We start from the raw sequence: 22,080 nt of genomic DNA, 5'->3' as shown, positions 1-22,080 counted from the left end.
CGAAACCCGTTCGCGGCCAACATGTGTCAAAGAAAGGGCAGTGCAGATGAAGGAAAGTGGTCGCAGCCGGCGCTCATTGCAGAGGACACTGGCGGTGCTTGCAGTGATACCGATGGCCAGCGCGTTGGGAGAAATCGCACGCGGCGCCAAGGGCGTCCCGGGCGGTTCGCCAGACGTGGTACCCACCGTCGACAGTTCGCTTCGGTATGCCAACGTATTCAAGCTCGCGGTTGGGCCTGTCATTTGGTCTCAGCTCGGAAGTGTCGAGCAGTCTCGGGGCCTGACTTTCGCACTCTCGACCATCTTCGTCGGCGGGCTAGCCCGAATCAGGTCATGGCAAGAGAGCGGGCGACCACATCCCGTGTCAGTGGTGGCAATAGCGCTCGAGACCGTCGGAATATCGATTCTGTTGGTCTGGAAGAGGCGCCTCTCGTCGAGCGACATTTCGGTGATCAATGGAGCGTTCGCGGGGCCGTCAAATGTCAACCGAGTCACCGGGTGAAGCCGACGAATCGGCTGTCCGAGTCGCGTGACACGCGACGCATGCCGGTCGGCTCGACCCGGTCTGAATGAGAGGACGAATCTTCAATGAAGGCTTTTACCGTCGCTCGTTACGGAAAGGGCAGCCCCCTTCGGGCGGCCGAATTGCCCGAGCCGCCGCTACAAGACACCGATGTCCTGGTCGAGGTGTATGCGGCCGGCGTGAACCTCCTGGACTCCAAAATCCGGGATGGCGAGTTCAAACTCATTCTGCCCTACCGCTTGCCGCTCATCATGGGCAATGACGTGGCAGGCGTCGTCGTGCAAGTCGGAGCTCGAGTGCAGCGATTCAAGCCCGGCGATGAGGTGTACGCGAGGCCCGACAAGGACCGAATCGGCACGTTCGCGAACTTCATCGCGATGAATGAACGTGACGTGGCGGACAAGCCGACGAACCTCACCATGGAGGAAGCGGCTTCCATCCCGCTGGTCGGCTTGACCGCGTGGCAGGCGCTGATCGAGCTGGCGAGCCTCAAGGCGGGGCAAAGGGTCTTCATCCAGGCGGGGTCTGGCGGCGTGGGAACACTTGCCATCCAGCTGGCCAAACACCTGGGTGCAACAGTGGCCACAACCTGCAGCCCGGCCAGTTTCGACCTCGTCAAGAGCCTGGGTGCAGATGTCGTAATCGATTACAAGACCGAGGATTTCGAATCGATCCTGCACGACTACGACGTGGTCTTGCACAGCCAAGACAACGCGACGCTCAAGAAGTCGCTTCGAATCTTGAGGCCCGGCGGGACGCTCATCTCGATCTCTGGTCCACCCGATCCCGATTTTTCGAAGGAGATTGGCTCGCCGTGGTTCGTGAAGCTAGTGATGCGCGTGTTGAGCTTTGGGGTTAGGAGAAGGGCAAAGAAGCTCAAGGCACGCTTCTCCTTTCTCTTCATGAGAGCCAACGGTGACCAGCTACAAGAGCTCACGACTCTCATCAATTCGGGCGTCATACGTCCGGTGGTGGACAAGGTATTTCCGTTCGAAGCAACCAATGACGCCATGACGTACGTCGAGTCTGGACGCGCAAAGGGAAAGGTCGTTGTCACAGTGAAAGGGAGCAAGTCATGAAGGCAGTGCGATTCCACAGCACCGGAGGGCCTGAGGTTCTCGTCTACGAAGACGTACCGGATCCAGCACCCGCGGCCGGTGAGGTTCTGATCCGAGTCGAGGCTGTGGGTCTGAACTTTGCGGACGTGATGCGCCGACGAGGCGATGACTATCCGGACCCGTCACCCCCACCATTCACGCTGGGGGGAGAAGTGTCGGGCACCGTTGCCGCCGTCGGGGAAGGCGTCACGTGGTTGAACGTCGGAGACCCCGTCTTTGCGACGCCCGGCGTTGGTGGATATGCGCAGTACATCAGCGTGCCCGCGGTGACAGTCATCCCCTTGCCCGATGGCATTGACACCATCAACGCCGCCGCGCTGGTGGGGCACGGCCTGACCGCAGCATTCGCACTGCGCAAGGCTGCACGGCTCCAGAAGGGTGAGAGCGTCCTCGTCGAAGCCGCCGCCGGCGGGGTCGGGTCGTTCGCAGTCCAACTCGCCAAGCTCTATGGGGCCGGCAACGTCATCGCCGCGGCAAGTACGCCTGAGAAGCGGGCCATGGCCGAAGGCCTCGGCGCAGATGCATCGGTCGACTACACGGCGCCAGGTTGGAGCGAGCAGGTTCGGGAGCTCACCGACGGACGCGGCGTGGACGTGGTGCTAGAGACGGCCGGCGGTGACACGACCGGCCAGGCGCTCGACGCGTTGGCGCCCTTTGGGCGAATGGTGTTCATCGGCCAGTCCAGTGGCGAGTCGGCGTCGATCGACCCCTGGCGACTCACCGTGCCCAATCACACGGTGACGGGGTTCTACATCGGGGCCTACACCACCGATCTCGAGCTCACGGTGTCCACGCTGATGGAACTCATCGGGTATGTCACGGACGGTTCGCTGTCGCTTCAGGTCGGCACGGTGCTGCCGCTGTCGCAGGCGGCAGAAGCCCATCGACTCCTCGAAGGCCGCAAGACCACGGGCAAGGTCGTGTTGCAGCCCTGGGATGTCTAACAAGTCTGCATAGGCCCCCGGCCAATCAACCCCAAAAGGAGCGGTCAGCAATGAGCAGTACAGACGCAGCGGTTGGCGTCGGGCTCGAGCTCGAGTTCGAGTTCAACGCGAAGGTAAAGGCACCGGTGGCGATCGGGCCCGGCCCGCACGGAATGAGGATGTTCTTCGAAACCGTCGAAGGCGAACTGGTCGGCGAGCGCGTCTCAGGACGCGTGTTGACCGGAGGTGGGGACTGGTTCCTGGTCGGTCCGGACGGATGGGGCCGGCTGGATGCCCGCGCCCAGTTCGAAACCTCTGACGGCGCAGTCATTTACGCGTCATACACCGGGCACGTCGAGATGAACGAGGCCGTTGCGGCTGCGGTCGGGACCGGCGGCGGGACTCAGTTCGAGGATCAGTACATGCGAGCTGCGGTTGCGCTGGAGACGGGAGACCCTCGATACGCCTGGGTCAACCACAACGTGTTCATCTACGAGGGTCGGTTCGCCCCCGACTCGGGTGTGAACGCACGCATCTACCGCGTGACGTAAGCCGCGGACATGTCGGGAGGTGCGCAGGTGCCTGCGATGCAGTACTGGGGCATGCTCGGCGACGCACTCCTGCCGCAGGGCGTCAGCGCCTGACGCGTCCGCGCGCCCGAATCAGGCCCGGCCGTGGAGCGTTCGTCATTCCTCGTCGAGCATGAGCGCTGCCGCCCGCTTCCAGGTCGAGACCTGGAAGCGGATCAGTGCGGCGAACACGACGGCGGCGATCGAGAGGCCGGCGATGAGCGCCGGGATGAGCGCCGGGAGGAGCAAGCGGTTGAAGACGATGGCTGCCAGTAGCCCGGCCGCCGAGCCGGCCAGCACGGCGGTGACGAGGCCGACCATCGCCGCGATGGTCACGAATTTCTGCCAGCGCCCACCCCCGATCCCCTGCAGGCGCAGCCGCTCCTCGGGCGGGACGCTGAACAGATGATCGACCAGTTCGGGCGCGTGCTGAAAGTAATAGCCGCGCAGCCGGGCGATCCGGATCGCGTAGGCCAAGTCCTCGACACCTGATTGCAGCGTCCGGTTGAATGTCGCCAGCCCCACACCGGCCAGAGTGGGCAACAGGATGAGCGCGAAAGCGTAGAACGTCGTGTGGACGCCAGCGGCGGTGGCGATCAGCCCGAGGGCAACCAGGCTCCCGCTGAGTGCGCCAATAAACATCGTCGCTCGACCGGTTGCCTCGGCGATCGTCGACGAGCGGGCACCTTGCAGGGTGAAATGTTCGGTGGTCACAAACGCGACTGCCGCAGGGCTTGGCTCACTATCAGCTTGTTCGGCGCCGACCTCACGATTCGCCATGGCGTCGCCCGCTTCCCTCGGGTGGGTGGACTCGACAGGCTAATCCTCGGCCTTGCCGCAGTGGGATTACCAGGCTGTTCGTCAACGACGACGGCTTCACGACAGGTCTTGGAGGAATACCAAGAGCTCCTTGTTGACCGCATCCGGCTGTTCTTGCATGATCCAGTGCCCACAGTTGCGCAGAATGATCGACCCGCGCAGATCGGTGAGCGCTTCTTCCGCCCGAGCGATGGCCTCCTGACTCCAGATCGTGACGACGTCGCGGTCACCGCCGATGAACAAGGCGGGCACGGTAACCGGCTTGTCTTGGTACTGGCCGAGCACCTCCCAGTCCACGTCGGCATTGCGGTAGAAATTCAGCGGCGCATTCAGCCCGCCATGTTCGAACTCGGACACATAGAATTCCAGGTCGTCCTCGCCGAGCCAACCCGGCAGCTTCTCCGGCCGTTCGAGCACGCTGGCGAAGGTGCTCCCTTGCGGCACACACATTGCGCTGCGGACGAATTCGCGCACCATGTCCTCGGGCAACGACGTTAGGTCCACCCCGGCAAGCTCTGGCGGCAGCGGCCGGTCCGCGGACAGGCTGTAAAGCCCCGCGATCAGCCAGCTCCGCAGATCCTGTTCCACTTCGCGCGCCGCGATATCACCGGGAAGCGAGAAGTAATCCTGATAGAACAACATGTCGGGGCCGGCCAGTTGGCGGTGCGCCACAGTGGGTCGTAGCTCGCCGAAGGGACTGCCCGGCACCGCCGCCAACCCGCGCCCACCGAACGGCACACTCAGCCCCACCACTGCCCGGAAGACATCAGGCCGTGTCCATGCCGCCGTCCACGCCACCGGCGCCCCAAGGTCATGGCCAACGATCACGGCGGTGGGCTCACCTAGCGCTTCGACAACGCCCACACAGTCGGCGACCAGCTCGGTGATCCGGTAGGCGGCAACCTCGGCGGGCTTGGAGGACCGACCGTACCCCCGCATGTCCATCGCGACCGCGCGAAAGCCCGCCGAGGCCAATGCATCGAGCTGGTGTCGCCATGAGTACCAGGACTCGGGGAATCCGTGGCATAACAACACCATCGGCCCCGACGAACCGGCGATCCGGACGTGTATCCGTTGCCCGTTCGCTCGAACCGTCCGCGATTCCCATTCAGATAGTGGCATCGTCGCCTCCGTGTTGCGTTGGATTGTCGGGCTATTCGGCGGTGTACTTCGCCGTGCCGCCGGTCAGGTACTTGACGGTGTCCAGTCCCTGGGCCTGTGCGCATTGTTCGGTGAGCTTCTGGACGGCGAGCGCGTCGAGCACCGAATGGAACTGGCCGTCATCGGTGAAGCTGACATTGGCGCCGTTCACGATGAAGAGCACGACGGTGTCCTCGGTGTTCGTCGCAGGTGCGTAGAACGTGTGCACCGACGAGGCCGGCTCATACAGATACGAGCCGGCGGTCTGCGGCTGATCCGGGTATTCGCGGTAAATCCACTTGCCCTTCAGCGTGTATCCGTGCACGCCACCGGTGTGCAGATGGATGGGCAGTTCCGCTCCGGGAGCGAAGGTGCCCAGGACCGACCACACGCCGATCTCGGGGTCGAGGAACAGTGGCTGAAAGTTGACCCCCGGCCCCAGGGCGTCCTTCATGATCGGTACATCGTTTACGTTGAGCGTGAGCAGTTCGGTCTGCGGGAGCGAGAAGACGGGCACCTTGCTCGCGGTCGATTCGATGGTCATGGTTTCCCTCACTACTTTCTTTGTCTGCCTTAACGCAGCGACGAGGTGTCGATGACGAAGCGGTAGCGCACGTCGCTGGACAGCACGCGCTCATACGCCTCGTTGATGTAATCCGGTGCGATGACCTCGATCTCGGCGGCCACGTCGTGCTCGGCGCAGAAGTCGAGCATCTCCTGGGTCTCCGCGATTCCGCCCATGAGCGAACCCGCCACATTGAGGCGCCCAGCGGCGAGCGGAAAGGCCGGCACCTCCAGCGGATGTGCGGGCATGCCGAGTTCCACCAGGGTGCCGCCGGTAACCAGCAGACCCAGGTAGTCGCCCATGTTCAACTTGGCGGAGACGGTGTTGACGACGAGGTCGAAGCTGCCCGCGAGCTTGGTGAAGGTGTCCGGGTCGCTGGTTGCGTAATAGTGGTCGGCGCCCAGCCGCAGACCGTCTTCCATCTTCTTCAGCGACTGGCTCAGCACGGTCACCTCGGCGCCCATCGCCTTGGCGAATTTGACGGCCAGGTGGCCGAGCCCGCCCAGGCCGATGATCGCGATTCGCTTGCCCGGCCCGGCGTTCCAGCGTCGCAGCGGTGAGTACACCGTGACGCCGGCGCACAGCAGCGGTGCCGCGGCGTCGAGCGGGACGCTGTCGGGGATGCGCAGTACGTAGTTCTCGTCGACGACGATCGTGCCGCTGTAGCCGCCCTGGGTGGGCTCGCCGTCGGTGCCGACCCCGCCGTAGGTGAGGACCATACCGCTGCCGGTGCAGTGCTGTTCGAGGCCGGCTTGGCAGTTCGCGCACTGCCGGCAGGAGTCGACGAAGCAGCCGACGCCGACGCGGTCACCGACCTTGTACGTGGTCACCTCGGGGCCGACTTCGGTGACGACACCGGCGATTTCGTGGCCCGGGACCACCGGGTAGGGCGCTGGGCCCCACTCTTCCTTGACGATGTGGATGTCGGTGTGGCAGATGCCGGCGAAGTGGATGTCGAAGGCCACATCGTGCGGACCGACGGCGCGGCGTGTGATCGTCGTCTTGGTCAGCGGCTCGGTGGCCGACGTTGCGGCGTATGCGGAAGTCGTGGTGGTCATGTGAGTCCTCTCGTGTTGCGGGTTGTCGGAGTGACGATGATCTTGGCGTCCAACTCCGGGTCGGCCAGCCTGGCGAACGCGGCGGGCACGCCGTCAAGGCTGATACGACTGGTGATGAGTGGATCGACGCGCAGCTCGCCTGCGGCGAGGTGCGCGAGCGACTGTTCGTATTCCTCGAATGTGTAGGAGATGCAGAAGGTCAGATCGATCTCCTTGAGGATGGCGAACGTGGGTTGGAAGGTGTCCTGCTCCATGCACAGGCCGGCGACGACGACCTTGGAGCATGGGGCGGCACCCGCCAGAATCTGTTGAATGACACCGGGAACGCCGACGCACTCGAACACCACCGACGGGCGGAACGCGAACTCCGGGAACATCGTGGTCTGGCGGCCGTAGCGCGCCGGGTCCGTCACGGCCGCGACCGACTGCCACGAGTCGTACGGCGACGTCTCGCGCGGGTCGACCACGATGTCGGCGCCGAGGGCCGACGCCAACGAACGCCGCGCCGGCGAGAAGTCCGCAGCGATGATCGGGCCGATGCCGCGCATCTTGAGCACCGCGATCACTGCGAGTCCGATGGGGCCGCAGCCGATAACGATGGGCACATCGTCGGATCCGAGGTCACCCCGATTGACGGCGTGCAGCGCGACGGTCAGCGGTTCGGCAAGCGCGGCGGTGTCGTCGGCGACGTTGTCGGGCACCGGAATGAGGAGATCTTCTGACAACACCATGTACTCGGCGTATCCGCCGGGTGTGGCGACACCGCCGAAACCGATCTGAACCGGTTGCGGCCGAAGAAGAATCGGTACCGACACCACTCGGCTGCCCAGCGGAAACTTCTCGCGACAGCCGGGTCCGTATTCGACTACCTCAGCGCAGAACTCGTGGCCGAGGACGATCGGCTCGTCGAGATCGAACAGCTCGAACCCGGCGACCGCCCGCACACCCGCCACGAGTTCGGCGCCGTGCGAAACGGCATGTAGATCGCTCCCGCAGATTCCCGTCGCGAGTGTCCTGACCAGAACTTCTCCCGATTGGGGCCGTGGGATCGGCGCGTCGATCAGCTCGAGCCTGCCTCTGCGCATGACGACTGCAGTCATCGTCATCGGTGACTCCTTGCGTTCGCGGCGGGAGCCTCTGTGTCGGCGATGAAAGCGTGGACGCGGTCGGCGAACTCGTCGGGGCACTCGAGCTGCGGCGCGTGACCGATGCCCGTGAACAGATGCGTCTGCGCGTGTGGGAGCAGTCGGCGGGCGGAGTCGAGATGATGTGGTGGCAGGATGCGGTCACGGTCGCCCCACATGATCAAAGTGGGGCGGGGGTGCTTTGCGGCCGCGGCGAGGAGGTCGGCACGCCAGCGCGGCTTGATGCCGCGCGGGGTGACTAGTTCGCTGGAGATTTCGTGCATCGCGGCGCCCGCGCCTGGTTGGCCGGCGATGGCCAGGGCATGCTCGATGCGTGCAGTTGTCGCCAGTGCCGGGTCGTCGTAGAGCATCCGTTCGGTGAACAATGCGCTGGCGCGGGTGGTGCGTCGAGTTGCGAGGTCCCCGAGGACGGGAATTGTCAGCAGTCGCAGGACGAGTGCGACTTCGGCACCAAAGCCCGCGCTGTTGGCCAGCACGAGGCCGGCCACCCGGTCCGGATCGAGGACGAGCAGTTGCAGCGCGACGGCTCCGCCGAGAGAGTTGCCGATCACCTGCACTGGTCGCCGCTCATCCAGCGTGTCGAGCGTTTCGAGCACCCCCCGTGCCAGCACCTTCAGTGTGGTGGGTTCGTCTGCTCGGGCGGAAAAGCCGAAGCCGGGGAGGTCGAGGGCGATCACCCGATGGGTGTCGGCCAGGCGTAGGTACTGAGGGGCCCAGTCCTCAAGACTGCGGCCGACGCCGTGCAGCAGCAGCATCGGCGGGTTGGCAGAGTCGCCCTCGATGCGGACGCGGGTGCGTCGTCCGTTTACCGAGATGAAGCTGGGAACGCTCATACGGTGACCACCTCGGCGGAGGTCGCAGTCGAGTCGATCATGGACTCGGTGAACCTCAAGGCCGGATCGGCGACCGCTCCCAGCTGCACCCGGTCGACTTTGTAGTCCTGGTCCGCCGCCCACGGGACGTCCGAACCACGCTGGGGGAACAGGTGCATGGCCCGACTGAGGTACCCCGATCCCATGTCGATGTACGGTCGCCGGGCGCCAATCTCGTTGTGGGCAACCGGTGTGACGGTTTCATACCCGTGACGATCCATGTGGGCCAGCAGCCGGCACAGATGATCGGCGACCAGGTCGACCTTGAGGGTCCACGAATTGTTCGTGTAGCCGATGATGAAGGCAAAATTGGGGATGTCGCTGAGCATCATGGACTTGTAGATCAGGTGTTCGTGAACGTCGATGGGCTGCCCGTCGACGTGCAGGTCGATCTTTCCGAACGGCACCATTTTCAGACCCGTTGCGGTGACGACGATGTCGGCGTCGAGCTCGCCGCCCGACTCGAGCAGGATCCCCCGCTCGGTGAACCGGACGATGCGGTCGGTGACCACCGACGCCGCGCCACGTGAGATGGCCTTGAACATGTCGGAGTCAGGCACCATGCACATCCGCTGATCCCACGGGTTGTATCGCGGATTGAAGTGGGTGTCGACCGCGTATCCCTCGGGCAGTGCGCGGGTGTTGATCCAGCGGACCAGGCGCCTGACCAACTTGGGGTACCGCTGACTGAGCGCGACTATCAGATATGTGCGAGCGCTGTTGAGCTTGCGCGCGATCGTGTGCACGGCGGTGTCCGGCAGCAGCCGGCGCAGCCTGTTGGCAATCGGGTCCTGACGCGGAATCGGTATGACGTAGGAGGGTGAACGCTGCAACATCGTGACGTGGCCGGCGGTGTCGGCCATAGCGGGCAGCAGCGTCACGGCCGTGGCCCCACTGCCGATGACGACGACCTTCTTGCCGGCGTAGTCGAGATCCTCGGGCCACTGCTGCGGGTGGACGATGTCGCCGCGGAAGTCTTCTCGTCCCGCGAAGTCGGGGGTGTAACCCTGGTCGTAGTCGAAATAGCCGGCAGCGGACACCAATACGCCGCAGGTGGCATTGAACTGCTCGCCGTCGCCGGCACGCTCGAGGGTGACGGTCCAGCGCGCCTGCTCACGTGAGAAGTCCGCGCGAAGCACCTTGTGTCCGACGTGGATGTGTCGGGCAAGGTCGTTCTCGTCGATCGTCTCCTGCAGGTAGTCGAGAATCTCGTGGGCGTCGGCGATCGCGTTGTCTCTGGTCCACGGCTTGAACCCGAAGCCGTAGGTATACAAATCGGCGTCGGACCGAATGCCCGGGTAGCGGAACAGGTCCCACGTTCCACCGATTGCGTCGCGCGCCTCGACGACGGCGAAAGTCCGGCCCGGCTGCTTCCTGCTCAGGTGACAGGCAAGACCGATGCCGGCAATTCCGGCGCCGACGATCAGCACGTCGACGTGCTCGAGTTGCGTTGTCTGCGTGGTTGTTCTGCGCATTATCACTCCACTCCCGACGCCGAAATCTTGGCGACGATGCTGGGGACGACCGAGATGTCTGGGACGTCGAGGAATTCGGGTTGTTGGTAGGCGGGGTTGGGGTATTCGTAGTAGCCCTTGCCGGTCTGAATTCCGAGTAGGCCTCGGTCGAGGAAGTTTTGTTTGAGGTAGTCGGCATTGGCGTTCATCTGCGCATCGCCGTTCACCGGTCCCCAGTGCGCGAGGACGTTGTAGGTGGTCGTCATGCCGATCATGTCGATCATGCCCAACGGGCCGACGGGGGATCCGGCGATCATGAACGTGCGGTCGACGTCCTCAGGTGCTGCGATCCCGTTGGTCACCAGGGTCTGCGCGGCATTGAGCATGGGGACGACCCAGCTGTTGGCGACATAGCCGTTGTGCTCCTTGCGAACCGGGATGGGAATCATGCCGATCTCGATCGCGAACTCCGTCACCTCGGTGAGGGTCTCGTTGGAGGTGGCGGGGTGAGCCATGACTTCGGCGAAGTTCATCCGCCAGATCGTGGTGGCGAAGTGCAGCGCGCAGAACTTCTCCGGACGCCCGGTTGCCGCGGCGAAGTCGCTCGGCAGAAGTGTCGAGGAGTTCGTCGCGATGAGCGTGTGCACGGGCAGGAGCTCAGCCAGCTCCTTGTACACGGCGGCCTTGACGTCGGGGATCTCCGGCACCGCCTCGATCACCAGATCGGCCCGCGCCACTGCAGTGGCCAGCTCGGTCGTGAAGGTCAGCCGCTCCTTCGTGGCGGCGATGTCCGCGTCGGTGGCGCCGAGGTCGGACTGGTAGATCGTGGCGTATTGGTCCTGGGCCGCCTGGCAGCGTGCGATGGCGTCCTCGGCGATGTCGTACACGACGACCGACTTGCCCTTGAACGCACAGTGCCAAGCGATCTGACCGCCAAGCACGCCAGATCCAAGCAGCGTCACCCTGTCTAGACGGGACACTAGGGCCTTCCCTCCGATCAACCGAGCACCAATGTGAGTGTTGGCACAATTTATGGCGCTTGTGTGGTCGTCCGCTCGTACACAAACGCCAACATGTTCGTGCCCCGTTGTTACGAGGTAACAACCGCGGGTAGATTCGAGCGGCATGGAGGTCGATTGGCCGCCGATGCGGCAACCCGCTGCGCGACGCGTGTGGCGAGAAGTGCTGCAGCCCACCGCGGCGCAGATGCGCGCCTCTGCCGCTGAGCTTGCCGAGCGGACGGTCGCCCGTGTCAAGGCAGAGGTGCCGGAGCTGTTCCCCGATGCTCAGATCGTCGAAGAGGCACTGGCCAGCACCGAGGAGAGCCTGCGACAGCTGGCCCAGATCATTGAGGTCGCCGGGGACCCGACACGGGCCGAGCTGCCGCCGTCGACGGCTGCCATATTTCGTTCTTCGGTCTGGCGGCACGTCCCGCTCGCCGGCCACATGCGGTTCTATCGTCTGGCACAGGACGAGGTGTGGAAGTGGCTGTTCACTCGTATCACCGCGGCTTCACGAGACGCGGCCGATCTTGCGACGGCGTTGGAATTGACGACGGGGTGGCTCTTCGCCTTCGTTGATCGGGCGATGACCCGCGCCAATGACGCATATGAGTTGGAGCGGGAGACCTGGATGCGCGGCGCTGCCGCGGCTCGGGCCGCAGCGATCGAGGACATCCTCGGCGACCGCGAGCGTGACGGCCAGGCTGCCTCAAAACGTTTGCGCTATGACCTGACTCGCCACCACATCGGTGTGCTCGCGTGGGTTGACCACGTCCCTGACAAGCGTGACGCGCTATCGACACTGAGTGCGTCGGTCGCCGAGATTGCCCGGTCTGTCGCCGCTGAAACCAGCATTACCCATCCGTCGGGTTCTCTTGCTGTGGCCGCTTGGCTCAGTGGCCGCGGCGCCTTCGCAACGGATGCCATGGACGTTTTCGAGGACGGCCCGCGAACGCTGGGCTTGCCCGAGGGAGTGAGCATCGCGGTGGGCGAGCCCGGCTATGACCTCAAGGGCTTCCGCCGTACTCACAACGAGGCCGACCATGGGCGGAGGGTGGCCGCGTTGGTCGCGCCGCAAGGTGGACCAATCACTCGGTACCGAAACGTCGCCGTTGCGGCGCTGTGTACCGCGGACGGCGACCACGCGTCGGCATTCGTCAGCAGCATCCTCGGGCCGTTGACCGCGAATGACGAGCTCACATTCCGGCTGGCAATCACGCTGGCGACCTATCTGCGCGAGAATCGCAGCCGCACCCGGACGGCAGCGCGCCTAGGAGTGCATCCCAACACCGTCAGCTACCGAGTCCGGCAGGCCGAGGACCTCCTCGGACGCACTGTCGGCGCCGACGCGCTTGACCTCCAAGTCGCGCTGACCCTATTGCCCGCGTTGGGAAGACTTGAATCCGACCGGGTCAGTTAGCGACCGGGATCACTCCGGTCGTGGCCGGAGCTTCACGCTGCGCAACCTATCCCCAGAGCACACTGACAGGTTTACGTTGCGGCATCGGGTTCGATCGCCGTTTTGGTGTGGATAAGTACGGTGCCGCCCGTCTCATCTGACTTGAGGCGGAATTCGACGGCGACCGTTACCCCGCCGTCGGCGACCTCGAGCCAACGAAGAAGATGCGGTGGATCCGCGAGCGTGACGCGGCACCATGCGGAGTTGCCTTGGCGCAAAAGGCGGAACGTCGACCCGACTCGCAGAAACCCTCGATCGCCCGTGTAGTCAACCGCATCCCAGTTGTCATACCAGTCGGTGAGTCCCTCGGCTGCGGTCAACAGGTTCCAGAGGATTCCGGGGGGTTTGGCGATGCTGATCGAACTCGTCAAAGGATTCGCCATCAGGCTTCGACTCCATCGGTGATTCGGGCGCGTCACACTAGTAAACCGATTGGTGTACTAATGTGACCGTACGCGCCGATGGCCATGCTGTAAACTGGTCGGTGTAGTCAGCGGGCGGGTAGCGTTACCGCCGACGGCGCCGAGCTCGGGGTTGAGCCGGACGGTGCTGAGCGACGAGTTCGTCGAGGTGATGAGTGACCTGCTCGAGTGGCTCGGTCGACCGCGCGGCGCGCGAAAGCATGACTGCACCCTCGAGCGCGGCGACGATTGTTGTCGACAACGATTGGGCTGCAGCATGATTGATGCCGTCGTCACGGAGCCTGCCTGCTAGCAGCTGGCCCCATTCGGCGAACACCTCGGCGGCGGTGCTGGCGGCCTCGGGGGCTTCGGCACGACTGAATGCCGCCGCCACGATCGGACAACCACCTTCGAAGTCAGTGCTGATCAAGGTTTCCGTCCAGACGTTCGTAAACGCCCTGATCGGATCCGGCTTGTCGATGCAGTCACGCAACGTCGTTGTCAGCTCGTCGCCCGCTGAACGTGTTGCCGCCGCGACCAGTTCGGCCTTACCGCCGGGAAAGTTCAGATAGATCGACCGGCGCGTCACGCCGCTGGTCGACAAGATCTCCGCAATACCGGTGCCGGCGACTCCGTGTCGTTGCATCAGCGTGGCCGTGGCTGACGTGAGCCGCTCTGCTACTCGCATACTTGTAGTATACCATTCGGTCTACTATGGTGGCGACCTAGCTAGTAGACTGATCGGTATACCGAGCGTGTTTCACTGGCCATCGCCACCAGTAGAAAGAGAAGTCTGTGTCCTCCTTGGCCTCAAACGATTTCGCCTGGCTGACGGCAACGGAACAACTTGCGGCGCTAGCCGCCGGGGAGTTGTCCAGCGTCGAACTCGTCGAGCTGTACCTCTCGCGCATCAGCACGCACAACGCCTCGCTGAATGCGATCGTCACCATCGACGCGGACGCTGCGCGGCAAGCCGCGAGCGCGGCCGATGACGCGCGGTCGAGGGGAGCTGATCTCGGCCCCCTGCACGGCCTTCCGATCACCGTCAAGGACAGCTATGAGACCGCGGGTATGCGCACGGTATGTGGTCGACCCGACCTGGCCGACTACGTGCCGGCCCAGGACGCCGAGGCCGTCGCCCGACTACGTCGCGCCGGAGCCATCATCGTTGGCAAGACCAACATGCCAACCGGCAATGCGGACGTGCAGGCCAGCAATCCAGTTTTCGGCCGGACGAACAACCCATGGGATCGTTCGCGCACATCCGGCGGGTCAGCCGGTGGCGGCGCGGCCGCGACCGCGGCCGGGCTGACGAGCTTCGACTACGGGTCCGAAATCGGTGGCTCCACCCGGATTCCGGCTCACTTCTGTGGCCTCTACGGACACAAGTCGACGTGGCAGTCGGTTCCTCTGGCCGGCCACATCCCCGGTGGGCCTGGCGATCCCGGGCGGTGGGGTGAACCGGACATGGCCTGTGCGGGGGTGCAGGTGCGGGGTGCCCGCGACATCATCCCTGCGCTGGAAGCCACCGTCGGCCCCCTGAACCCCGACGGCGGGTTCTCTTACACCCTCGCTCCGCCGCGGGCAACGAGGCTCAAGGACTTCCGTGTCGCGATATGGGCTGACGACGCCGCCTGCCCAATCGACAAAGATACCCACCGAGCCATCGACGACGCCGTGACCGCGCTGCGCGACGCCGGCGCACGGGTCGTCGAGCAACCCGCAAGTCTCCCCGTAGATCTCACGACCTCACACGACCTCTTCCTGAGCTTGGTGATGGCCGCATTCTCGGTCGACCGCTCCACGATGAGTCCGCGCTTCGCCGGTGCCCTTGCCGCGCGCTCACTGATGAGCCCGCGCGGCGACGCTGCCGCCGCTCTGCGCGGGACGATCCAAAGCCACCGGGCGTGGCTGTTCCGCGATGCGGCACGTCGGGAAATCGCACACCGCTGGGCCGGATTCTTCAAGGACTTCGACGTGCTGCTGCTGCCGGTCACACCGACCGCTGCACCCGGCCATCACAACAAGGATCACGACCGCTTTGGCCGGACCATCGACGTCGACGGTGTCACCCGCTCCTATTGGGACCAAACCAAATGGAGCGCGTTGGCCAACATCGCCGGAACTCCAGCGACGACGATGCCCATCACCACCAACGCGGCGGGTCTGCCCATCGGCATCCAGGTGATGGGACCGTCCGGGGGAGACCGCACCACCGTGGAGTTCGCCGCCTTGCTCACCGAGATCCTGGGCGGCTACCGCATCCCGCCGCAACACCGCTCGTCCGTCATCAGCACCGCCTGACAACTCCCGCGCAATCCAGAAGAGGTTGTCGGCGACCAACTGCATTCGGCAGCCACTTTCTTCATGGGGATCAGGGCCGGCGTAGGCGCGATGCCATGTTCGCCGGTCAGGATCGACGTTTGGATCGGTGACCGCGGCCAGCGCCTCGTGTGCCGCCTGTCGGTGCTCAACGCCCTCAGCGGCCACTTGCTGACGACGAGCATCGCCAACACTCCATCTACCGGCCCGACTGCTCGACCGACTCCATTCCGATCTGTTCCCAGTTTCGCGGATACCGATTCTCAGGCGCAATCGTGTCAGTGGAACACGTCCGTGAAGGCCTGCTGCTCATCGGCGAGGGGTTCGGCCGCCGCGCGGTGGAGTTGGCCCGTGTCTGCGCAGCCCACCACGGAAACCCCTCGTGACCAGCCGACGGATCGAAGTCGGTCGTCGGTGTCGCACGAATTCGACGGCGAGAACGAATCGATGGGCGCTGGCACTTGACAGGATAAATTGACTATGCTCATAATTGAGCATACTCAGTTATCGACTACCTAGGAGGCTCATCATGAGCACCAGCAACAACGAACCAATCATCACCTCGTACGCGAAAGCACCGACCCGCACCATCCGTGCCGACGGCGTCACCTACTCGTATCGGGAGCTGGGGCCGAAGGGCGGCATCCCCGTCGTCTTCTTCGTCCACCTCGGGGCGACCATGGACTACTGGGACCCGCGCATCGTCGACGCCATCGCGAAGAACCGCCACGTCATCACGTTCGACAACAAGGGTGTCGGCGCCACCACCGGGCAGGTGCCCGACAGCGTCGAGGCGATGGCTGACGCCGCCTATACCTTCATCAAGGCCCTCGGATTCGACACGATCGACGCGTTCACCTTCTCGCTGGGCGGCTTCGTCGCCCAGGATCTGATCGTCAAGCACCCCGATCTCGTCCGCAAGCTCGTGCTGACCGGAACCGGGCCGCGCGGCGGCAAGGACATCGACAAGGTCGTCGGCGTCACCTACTGGGACATCCTCCGCGCGACGCTCACCCGGTCGGACCCCAGGGAGTTCCTGTTCTTCAACCGCAACGCCGCCGGCAAGGCCGCCGGAAAGACCTTCGTCAAGCGCACGCAGGAGCGCACGGTCGACCGTGACAAGCCGATCAGCATCACGAAGTTCCGGACCCAGCTGAAGGCGATCCAGAAGTTCGGCCGCTCCGCTCCGTCGGACCTGTCGAAGTTCACCCAGCCCACCCTCATCGCCAACGGCAACAACGACCGCATGGTCCCCTCCGTGCTCTCCGAGGATATGCACCGCCGCATCAAGGGCTCCGAACTGATCATCTACCCCGACTCGGGCCATGGCGGCGTCTTCCAGTTCCACAAGCAGTTCGCCCCCGTCGCCGCCGAGTTCCTCGGCAGCTGACCGCCATCCCGGACCACACCGAAACAACGAAAGTAGGAATGATCATGAGCAAGTTAGCGTCCGCACCGAAGGTAGAGGCGAAGAGCCTCACCTCGTCCATCCTGCTGTGGGTGCGCACCGACCAGCCCCGGCAGACAGGGATGGACCACTGGAAGGGCCCGCACTCGGGAATCATCTCGGCCACCCCCGGGCTGGATGAGTACCGGCAGATCCACCTCGCCGAAATCAACCCCGGGCTCTGGCCCGCCACCGAAGGTGTCGAGACCAGGATCCCTGCCGATCGCAAGGTCGACGGCGTTGCCGAAGTCACCTTCCGGTCCACGTTGTCGCCGCTGCTGGGGCGCGCGCAGACCCGGCTGGCCTACAAGGATGAGATCAACGTGTTTCGCCGCACCCTGCTCTACGCCGGGCCGCCGAACTCGTCGCGCTGGTACGAAGTCGCCGGGCCCGGCGAGAAAGTCGGCGCTCGGGCGTTGACCTACCTGCGCAGGAGGGACGGTGTCAGCGCCAGGGACTTCCGCAAGGTCATCAAGAATGACCTGGTCCCCGCGCTCGTCGACACGGGGGTGCTGAAGGAGCTGCGCACCCAGACGTTCCTGCCCTGGATCGAGCAGTTGTGGGACACACCGGACGTCGCGCACGACAACCCGGTTAGCGAACGATTCCACGCCTCACTGATCCTGGGGTTCGCGGACGCGCACGGGCGCGCGACGTTCTTCGAGCGCCATGCGGCCGGGAACCTCTCCGAGATGCTGGCACCGGTGGCGTCCGCCATCCATGCCTACGAGGTATCCGAGGCCCTGACGTTTGTGAGCGACGGCGCAATTCTGTCGCACTACCGGCAGTAGGCGGAAGATCCTCGAGCTCAACATGATTCGCGCGATTCGCGGTCGCCTTTCGGCTTCGCGGAACGCAAACTGGCCCCGCGAGTGATCGAGGGGCCAGTCTGCGCTGACAGTGCGAGTCGGCGCCGAAGTTAATGGTGACTACACTCAAAAACGAGTGTATTCATATTCACCCGCGTGAGGAACAGTGCATGTCAACAGTGTCCAAGCCGGTCGGTCGGCGCGAGCGAAACAAACAGGACAAGCTCGATCGCATCACTGCGGCCGCTCGGGAGCTCTTTGGCCAGTGCGGCGTCGACGAGGTCACCACCCAGCAGATCGCCGACAAGGCCGACATTGGCACGGGCACGCTCTTCCTCTACGCGAAGACCAAGAGCGAGCTCCTGCTGCTGGTGCAGAACTCCAGCTACGCCACCGCAATCAGGGACGGCGCAGCGGCAGCGGAGCGGACCACTGACGTGTTCGACGCGGTGATCGCGATCATCCGTCCGATTGTGGAATGCAACCGCACCCAAGTCGACAACGGGCGTACGTACCTGCGGGAAGTAGTCTTCGGCGACCCTGACGAACCTCATCACCGTGAAGCTCTTGGGCTGATGTTCCAAACAGAGGAAATGATCGCTGCCGCGTTACAGCGGGATCGCAACATCAGCCCCACCGACGCTGTCACGCTCGCGCGCACCATATCCTCGGCCATGCTGCTCAGCATGGCGGCGACGATCAACATCGCCAGCTCCGTCGACGAAATAATGCACGATATCGAGAACCAAGTACGCGTCCTCCTCCGTTCTTGACACATCGTAGGGACCGGGCGTGACCCATTGCACTCGGGGTATAACGAAGTTATGCTGACCTCATGCGTCGTAACCTGTCGGGTCGAAAGCTGGTAATTACCGGAGCCGCACGTGGAATCGGGGAGAAGGTGGCCCGACTTGCCGCCGCCCGTGGCGCTCGCGTGGCCCTCATCGGGCTCGAGCCCGATCGGTTGCGCGCCCTCGCCGACGACCTGGGCGCTGGTGCGTCTTGGCGAGAGGCCGATGTGCGCGATGGCGCCGCCTTGCGGTCGGCCATTGATGATTGCGCACAGACCATGGGCGGCATCGACATCGTCCTCGCCAATGCCGGGGTGGCCGCGTATGGGACGGTGCGGCAGGCTGACGAGGCATCGTTCGAGCGAGTCCTGGACATCAACCTGAACGGCGTCTTCCGCACGCTCAAGTACGCGACGCCCCATCTGGAGCGCAATCGAGGCCACGCGATGGTGGTGGCATCGGCGATATCCTTCACACCGATTGCCGGGCTGGCCTCCTACGCCGCAAGCAAGGCCGGAGTCGAGATGCTCGCGCTCGCGTACCGCCAAGAGGTGGCGCACCTTGGGATCACTGTCGGGCTTGTCCACCCTTCGTGGATCGACACCGATCTCGTCCGAGGCGCTGAGGAGGACCTGCCCTCATTCCAGGCTTTGCGCGCGCGGTTGCCGTATCCGGGCAACGTCACCACAAGCGTCGACCGTGCGGCCGCTGCGATCGTCCAGGGACTGGTGCGCCGGCGCAGCCGCGTCTACGTGCCGCGTGCCGTTGTAGTCGCCAACTGGGCGAAGGCCGCCCTGAACTCGCCGGCCGCATGGCCATGGATGAGGCGATTCGCGGCTGAGGTGACTCCGACGCTCGAGCGGGAGGTCGAGGCATTGGGAAGACACGACCAACTCGTCCCTCGCTCCGAAAATCATTCGGCCTCAGTCGCTTCGGCCAACGCCGCGGCGATTGAACCCGTCGCTCGATAGCGCCTTTCACCCGACTTTTCACGACGACCCTGCGCCTTGCGGAATAGGCATAACGAAGTTACCGTTGATTATAACGAAGTTATCTCGGGTCGGGACCAATCCGAAGCCGCGAGCAAGATCTCCGATGGAAGAGAACAGACATGAAGGCATTCGTCGTCGCGCAGTACGGCAAGGACAGCATCCGCGCCGCAGAGGTACCGGAGCCGAAGGTCGGCAGCGGTGACGTCCTCGTCAGGGTGAGTGCGGCCAGCATCAACCCACTGGACAAGATGGTGCGAAACGGTGAGTTCAAGCAGCTCATCAAATACAAGCCCCCCTTCGTGATCGGCCACGACGTCGCTGGTGTCGTGACTCAGGTCGGTGCGACCGTCCAGGACTTCAAGGTCGGCGACGAGGTGTTTGCGCGGCCCCGCGACCTACGCATCGGGACGTTCGCCGAATACATCGCGATCGACCAGAACGATGTCGCGCACAAGCCGGCCTCGCTCACTCTGCACGAGGCTGCCGCCGTCCCGTTGGTCGCCCTGGCCGCCTGGCAGATCTTGGTCGAGAAGGCCCAAGTCAAGCCCGGACAGAAGGTGCTCGTCCACGCCGGTGCCGGAGGGCTCGGGTCCACCGTGATCCAGCTCGCCAAACACCTTGGGGCGCACGTGGCGACCACCACCACCGGTGACACCGAGGCGCTCGTCCGCGAGCTCGGAGCCGACGTCGTCATCGACTTCACCAAGAAGGACTTCTCCCAAGTCCTCTCCGGCTATGACCTCGTGCTGGACTCGCTCGGCGGCGACAACCTCATGAAGTCGCTGACCGTGCTCAAACCCGGGGGCCTGGCGATCGGCGTCGCAGGCCCACCCGATGCCGGATTCGCCAAACAACTTCGCGCCCCGAAGCCCTTCGAGCTCGTGCTGTCCTTCCTGAGCCGCAAGGTCCGCAGTGCCGCCAAGAAGCTCGGCGTGCGCTACTCGTTCTTCTTCATGTGCGCCAGTGGTTCGCAGCTTCGCAAGCTCGCCGCCCTCTACGACGCGGGCCACCTCCGCCCGGTCATCGACAGAACCTTTGCGTTCGACCAGACGCTCGAAGCGCTCGCGTACGTCGAGAGCGGCAAAGTCAAGGCCGGAAAAGTCATCGTCACGCACGACTGATGTTGTGCGCCAATCAGTTAGGCCATGAACGAGAGGAAACGATGAGCCAGCACGCCGAGCCAAGGACTGCGAACAGCTCGCCGACGATGAGCGTCGAGGTCGACGGAACGCGGTTCGCCTATCGCGAGTTCGGGTCGAGCACCGGGGTGCCCGTTGTCTTCCTGCACCACTTCACCGCGGTGCTCGACGACTGGGACCCCCGGGTCATCGACGGGATTGCGTCACAGCGGCGCGTGATCACCTTCGACAACCGCGGCATCGGCGGAACTCAGGGGCGAACGCCCACCACCGTTTCGGCCATGGCAGACGACGCCATCGCCTTCACCCGAGCACTCGGCCTCGAGCAAGTCGACCTGATGGGCTTCTCGCTGGGGGGATTCATCTCGCAGGCGATCGTGACGAAGAAGCCCGCGTTGGTCCGCAGGATCATCCTTGCCGGCACGGGGCCAGCGGGCGGCGACGGCGTCGGCAATTTCTCGAGAAGGCTGATCGGCGACACGCTGCATGGGCTGCTCACTCTCAACGACCCCAAGCCCTACCTCTTCTTTACCCGGACGGCAAACGGCAAGGCTGCGGCGACGGCCTATATGGACCGACTCAAGGAGCGCACCCGAGACCGCGTGAAGCGCACCTCACCACGGGGAGTTGCCGCGCAGCTCTTCGCAATTCACCGATGGGGAGCCCAGGACCCCATGGACCTTTCTTCGATCGAGCAGCCCGTGCTCGTCGCCAATGGTGAGGACGACCGGATGCTCCCAACCAGGGCGTCGTTCGACCTCGCCCACCGGCTCCCGAACTCGTCGCTCCGGATTTACCCGGACTCCGGCCACGGCGGCGTGTTCCAGTGCCACGAGAAGTTCGTGCCGCAGGTTCTGGAATTTCTCTGGTAATCGCTTTGGACTGACCAGACACTCGATACTGAGATCGGCTCTGGTTGCCCGGCGCATGTTCAGTGCACCAGCCGTTCGGCCACTCCGGCGTACACGTCGCCGAGCTTGTGTGCGTCGCGGTGTCGTTTGGACGGAAACCATCGGCACACATCGACGCACAGCGACGAGATGACCATCACCACTTCGTCGACGTTGTCGACGTTGAACTCGCCGGCGGTCACGCCGCCGGCCACGATCTCCGTGATGACGTCGGTCACCTGGTGGCGTAATGGCGCGATCCTGCGGTAGTGGGCCGGCGTCAAGCCGTGCAGTTCGTATTGCACGACGCGGGCCTGCTTGTGGTTCTCGGCGTGCCAGGCGGCGAATGCGGCCACCACCGCCCGCAGCCGCTCGGTGTAGCTGGCGGTGGGGTCGTCGGTCTCCTTCAGCGCGGCCAGCAGGCTGCTGTGGCCTTCCATCGCGATGGCATACAGCAGATCCTCTTTGGAGCGGTAGTGCGGGTACATGGCCGTCGCGCTCATGTTGAGGCGTTTGGCGATCTGTCGCGTTGAGCTGCCGCCGTATCCCGCCTCCGCGAACGCGTCGATCGCGGCCCGCCGCATGCGCTCGGCCGCAGCTGAATCTGCGCTTCGATCGATGGTCATGACGGTCGGTGATCCTA

23 protein-coding genes are annotated in these 22,080 nt (G+C 64.3%); 12 read left to right on the top strand and 11 right to left on the bottom strand.

Annotated elements, in window-relative coordinates; genetic code table 11:
• Positions 1 to 46 precede the first annotated feature (46 nt).
• The 4 genes from SLQ33_RS24505 to SLQ33_RS24490 all read left to right on the top strand — a co-directional run bounded on the left by SLQ33_RS24505 (position 47) and on the right by SLQ33_RS24490 (position 3,115).
• Positions 47 to 502: a DUF4345 domain-containing protein gene (locus SLQ33_RS24505; protein WP_319456580.1), complete on the top strand. Its 456-nt coding sequence runs from the start codon at positions 47 to 49 to the stop codon at positions 500 to 502.
• An 86-nt stretch (positions 503 to 588) separates the two neighbouring features.
• Complete coding sequence (locus tag SLQ33_RS24500; protein ID WP_319456480.1) at positions 589 to 1,602, top strand: NADP-dependent oxidoreductase; 1,014 nt, start codon at positions 589 to 591, stop codon at positions 1,600 to 1,602.
• Positions 1,599 to 2,585 carry a quinone oxidoreductase gene (locus tag SLQ33_RS24495; protein WP_319456479.1) on the top strand — a complete coding sequence of 329 codons (987 nt, stop codon included), beginning with the start codon at positions 1,599 to 1,601 and terminating at the stop codon, positions 2,583 to 2,585. The genes SLQ33_RS24500 and SLQ33_RS24495 overlap by 4 nt, the downstream gene beginning before the upstream one ends.
• A gap of 50 nt (positions 2,586 to 2,635) precedes the next feature.
• Positions 2,636 to 3,115 (top strand): DUF3237 domain-containing protein, encoded by a 480-nt coding sequence (locus tag SLQ33_RS24490; protein WP_319456478.1) that lies wholly within the window; start codon positions 2,636 to 2,638, stop codon positions 3,113 to 3,115.
• Positions 3,116 to 3,250: 135 nt separating this feature from the next.
• Here SLQ33_RS24490 and SLQ33_RS24485 read toward each other — a convergent pair whose 3' ends face one another.
• From SLQ33_RS24485 to SLQ33_RS24450, 8 genes are all read right to left on the bottom strand, one after another.
• Entirely contained in the window at positions 3,251 to 3,913 is a 663-nt protein-coding gene (locus SLQ33_RS24485) for a hypothetical protein (RefSeq protein WP_319456477.1), read from the bottom strand.
• Between the two features lie 96 nt (positions 3,914 to 4,009).
• Positions 4,010 to 5,074: an alpha/beta hydrolase gene (locus SLQ33_RS24480; protein ID WP_319456476.1), complete on the bottom strand. Its 1,065-nt coding sequence runs from the start codon at positions 5,072 to 5,074 to the stop codon at positions 4,010 to 4,012.
• Between the two features lie 31 nt (positions 5,075 to 5,105).
• Positions 5,106 to 5,636, bottom strand: a complete 531-nt coding sequence (locus SLQ33_RS24475) for a 2,4'-dihydroxyacetophenone dioxygenase family protein (protein WP_319456475.1) — start codon at positions 5,634 to 5,636, stop codon at positions 5,106 to 5,108.
• 29 nt (positions 5,637 to 5,665) lie between these two features.
• Positions 5,666 to 6,715 carry an NAD(P)-dependent alcohol dehydrogenase gene (locus SLQ33_RS24470; RefSeq protein WP_319456474.1) on the bottom strand — a complete coding sequence of 350 codons (1,050 nt, stop codon included), beginning with the start codon at positions 6,713 to 6,715 and terminating at the stop codon, positions 5,666 to 5,668.
• Positions 6,712 to 7,821, bottom strand: coding sequence for a zinc-binding dehydrogenase (locus tag SLQ33_RS24465; RefSeq protein WP_319456473.1), 1,110 nt, complete (start codon positions 7,819 to 7,821; stop codon positions 6,712 to 6,714). Before SLQ33_RS24465 ends, SLQ33_RS24470 begins: the two co-directional genes overlap by 4 nt.
• Positions 7,818 to 8,693 carry an alpha/beta fold hydrolase gene (locus SLQ33_RS24460; RefSeq protein ID WP_319456472.1) on the bottom strand — a complete coding sequence of 292 codons (876 nt, stop codon included), beginning with the start codon at positions 8,691 to 8,693 and terminating at the stop codon, positions 7,818 to 7,820. Before SLQ33_RS24460 ends, SLQ33_RS24465 begins: the two co-directional genes overlap by 4 nt.
• Positions 8,690 to 10,207: an NAD(P)/FAD-dependent oxidoreductase gene (locus SLQ33_RS24455; RefSeq protein ID WP_319456471.1), complete on the bottom strand. Its 1,518-nt coding sequence runs from the start codon at positions 10,205 to 10,207 to the stop codon at positions 8,690 to 8,692. The genes SLQ33_RS24460 and SLQ33_RS24455 overlap by 4 nt, the downstream gene beginning before the upstream one ends.
• Before the next feature lie 2 nt (positions 10,208 to 10,209).
• Positions 10,210 to 11,166, bottom strand: coding sequence for a 3-hydroxyacyl-CoA dehydrogenase (locus SLQ33_RS24450; RefSeq protein WP_319456470.1), 957 nt, complete (start codon positions 11,164 to 11,166; stop codon positions 10,210 to 10,212).
• A gap of 145 nt (positions 11,167 to 11,311) precedes the next feature.
• Here SLQ33_RS24450 and SLQ33_RS24445 point away from each other — a divergent pair, with 145 nt between their 5' ends.
• A complete protein-coding gene (locus tag SLQ33_RS24445; RefSeq protein WP_319456469.1) occupies positions 11,312 to 12,607 on the top strand; it encodes a helix-turn-helix domain-containing protein in 1,296 nt (431 codons plus the stop codon).
• Between the two features lie 71 nt (positions 12,608 to 12,678).
• Here the strand turns inward: SLQ33_RS24445 and SLQ33_RS24440 are convergent, their stop codons facing one another.
• Both SLQ33_RS24440 and SLQ33_RS24435 read right to left on the bottom strand, forming a co-directional pair.
• A complete protein-coding gene (locus SLQ33_RS24440; RefSeq protein WP_319456468.1) occupies positions 12,679 to 13,029 on the bottom strand; it encodes an SRPBCC family protein in 351 nt (116 codons plus the stop codon).
• A gap of 124 nt (positions 13,030 to 13,153) precedes the next feature.
• Positions 13,154 to 13,735: a TetR/AcrR family transcriptional regulator gene (locus tag SLQ33_RS24435; protein WP_319456467.1), complete on the bottom strand. Its 582-nt coding sequence runs from the start codon at positions 13,733 to 13,735 to the stop codon at positions 13,154 to 13,156.
• A 107-nt stretch (positions 13,736 to 13,842) separates the two neighbouring features.
• Between SLQ33_RS24435 and SLQ33_RS24430 the strand changes: the two genes are divergently transcribed.
• From SLQ33_RS24430 to SLQ33_RS24400, 7 genes are all read left to right on the top strand, one after another.
• Positions 13,843 to 15,351, top strand: a complete 1,509-nt coding sequence (locus tag SLQ33_RS24430; RefSeq protein ID WP_319456466.1) for an amidase — start codon at positions 13,843 to 13,845, stop codon at positions 15,349 to 15,351.
• Positions 15,352 to 15,898: 547 nt separating this feature from the next.
• Positions 15,899 to 16,759 (top strand): alpha/beta hydrolase, encoded by an 861-nt coding sequence (locus SLQ33_RS24425; protein WP_319456465.1) that lies wholly within the window; start codon positions 15,899 to 15,901, stop codon positions 16,757 to 16,759.
• A 44-nt stretch (positions 16,760 to 16,803) separates the two neighbouring features.
• Entirely contained in the window at positions 16,804 to 17,607 is an 804-nt protein-coding gene (locus SLQ33_RS24420) for a strictosidine synthase (protein ID WP_319456464.1), read from the top strand.
• A 188-nt stretch (positions 17,608 to 17,795) separates the two neighbouring features.
• A complete protein-coding gene (locus tag SLQ33_RS24415) occupies positions 17,796 to 18,398 on the top strand; it encodes a TetR/AcrR family transcriptional regulator (protein WP_319456463.1) in 603 nt (200 codons plus the stop codon).
• A 62-nt stretch (positions 18,399 to 18,460) separates the two neighbouring features.
• A complete protein-coding gene (locus SLQ33_RS24410) occupies positions 18,461 to 19,387 on the top strand; it encodes a short-chain dehydrogenase/reductase (RefSeq protein ID WP_319456462.1) in 927 nt (308 codons plus the stop codon).
• 140 nt (positions 19,388 to 19,527) lie between these two features.
• Positions 19,528 to 20,529, top strand: coding sequence for an NADP-dependent oxidoreductase (locus SLQ33_RS24405; RefSeq protein WP_319456461.1), 1,002 nt, complete (start codon positions 19,528 to 19,530; stop codon positions 20,527 to 20,529).
• A 41-nt stretch (positions 20,530 to 20,570) separates the two neighbouring features.
• On the top strand, positions 20,571 to 21,419 hold the full coding sequence (locus SLQ33_RS24400) for an alpha/beta hydrolase (RefSeq protein WP_319456460.1): 849 nt from the start codon (positions 20,571 to 20,573) through the stop codon (positions 21,417 to 21,419).
• A gap of 59 nt (positions 21,420 to 21,478) precedes the next feature.
• On the opposite strand, the gene SLQ33_RS24395 is transcribed toward SLQ33_RS24400, so the two are convergent.
• Positions 21,479 to 22,063 carry a TetR/AcrR family transcriptional regulator gene (locus SLQ33_RS24395; protein ID WP_319456459.1) on the bottom strand — a complete coding sequence of 195 codons (585 nt, stop codon included), beginning with the start codon at positions 22,061 to 22,063 and terminating at the stop codon, positions 21,479 to 21,481.
• Between the last annotated feature and the right edge of the window lie 17 nt (positions 22,064 to 22,080).

Source organism: Mycobacterium sp. RTGN6 (assembly GCF_033804605.1).
In the GTDB taxonomy this organism is placed as follows: domain Bacteria; phylum Actinomycetota; class Actinomycetes; order Mycobacteriales; family Mycobacteriaceae; genus Mycobacterium.
Note: the sequence above shows the minus strand (reverse complement) of the source record. Positions and strands in the feature narration are given on the sequence as shown.

Bases quoted from the DNA above. Each gene is read 5' to 3' on its own strand.
- SLQ33_RS24490 (WP_319456478.1), top strand. From the start codon at position 2,636: ATGAGCAGTACAGACGCAGCGGTTGGCGTCGGGCTCGAGCTCGAGTTC.
- SLQ33_RS24480 (WP_319456476.1), bottom strand. From the start codon at position 5,074: ATGCCACTATCTGAATGGGAATCGCGGACGGTTCGAGCGAACGGGCAA.
- SLQ33_RS24420 (WP_319456464.1), top strand. From the start codon at position 16,804: ATGAGCAAGTTAGCGTCCGCACCGAAGGTAGAGGCGAAGAGCCTCACC.
- SLQ33_RS24400 (WP_319456460.1), top strand. From the start codon at position 20,571: ATGAGCCAGCACGCCGAGCCAAGGACTGCGAACAGCTCGCCGACGATG.
- SLQ33_RS24460 (WP_319456472.1), bottom strand. From the start codon at position 8,693: ATGAGCGTTCCCAGCTTCATCTCGGTAAACGGACGACGCACCCGCGTC.
- SLQ33_RS24465 (WP_319456473.1), bottom strand. From the start codon at position 7,821: ATGACGATGACTGCAGTCGTCATGCGCAGAGGCAGGCTCGAGCTGATC.
- SLQ33_RS24395 (WP_319456459.1), bottom strand. From the start codon at position 22,063: ATGACCATCGATCGAAGCGCAGATTCAGCTGCGGCCGAGCGCATGCGG.
- SLQ33_RS24405 (WP_319456461.1), top strand. From the start codon at position 19,528: ATGAAGGCATTCGTCGTCGCGCAGTACGGCAAGGACAGCATCCGCGCC.
- SLQ33_RS24425 (WP_319456465.1), top strand. From the start codon at position 15,899: ATGAGCACCAGCAACAACGAACCAATCATCACCTCGTACGCGAAAGCA.
- SLQ33_RS24495 (WP_319456479.1), top strand. From the start codon at position 1,599: ATGAAGGCAGTGCGATTCCACAGCACCGGAGGGCCTGAGGTTCTCGTC.
- SLQ33_RS24485 (WP_319456477.1), bottom strand. From the start codon at position 3,913: ATGGCGAATCGTGAGGTCGGCGCCGAACAAGCTGATAGTGAGCCAAGC.
- SLQ33_RS24410 (WP_319456462.1), top strand. From the start codon at position 18,461: ATGCGTCGTAACCTGTCGGGTCGAAAGCTGGTAATTACCGGAGCCGCA.
- SLQ33_RS24435 (WP_319456467.1), bottom strand. From the start codon at position 13,735: ATGCGAGTAGCAGAGCGGCTCACGTCAGCCACGGCCACGCTGATGCAA.
- SLQ33_RS24455 (WP_319456471.1), bottom strand. From the start codon at position 10,207: ATGCGCAGAACAACCACGCAGACAACGCAACTCGAGCACGTCGACGTG.
- SLQ33_RS24505 (WP_319456580.1), top strand. From the start codon at position 47: ATGAAGGAAAGTGGTCGCAGCCGGCGCTCATTGCAGAGGACACTGGCG.
- SLQ33_RS24415 (WP_319456463.1), top strand. From the start codon at position 17,796: ATGTCAACAGTGTCCAAGCCGGTCGGTCGGCGCGAGCGAAACAAACAG.
- SLQ33_RS24440 (WP_319456468.1), bottom strand. From the start codon at position 13,029: ATGGCGAATCCTTTGACGAGTTCGATCAGCATCGCCAAACCCCCCGGA.
- SLQ33_RS24470 (WP_319456474.1), bottom strand. From the start codon at position 6,715: ATGACCACCACGACTTCCGCATACGCCGCAACGTCGGCCACCGAGCCG.
- SLQ33_RS24475 (WP_319456475.1), bottom strand. From the start codon at position 5,636: ATGACCATCGAATCGACCGCGAGCAAGGTGCCCGTCTTCTCGCTCCCG.
- SLQ33_RS24500 (WP_319456480.1), top strand. From the start codon at position 589: ATGAAGGCTTTTACCGTCGCTCGTTACGGAAAGGGCAGCCCCCTTCGG.
- SLQ33_RS24445 (WP_319456469.1), top strand. From the start codon at position 11,312: ATGGAGGTCGATTGGCCGCCGATGCGGCAACCCGCTGCGCGACGCGTG.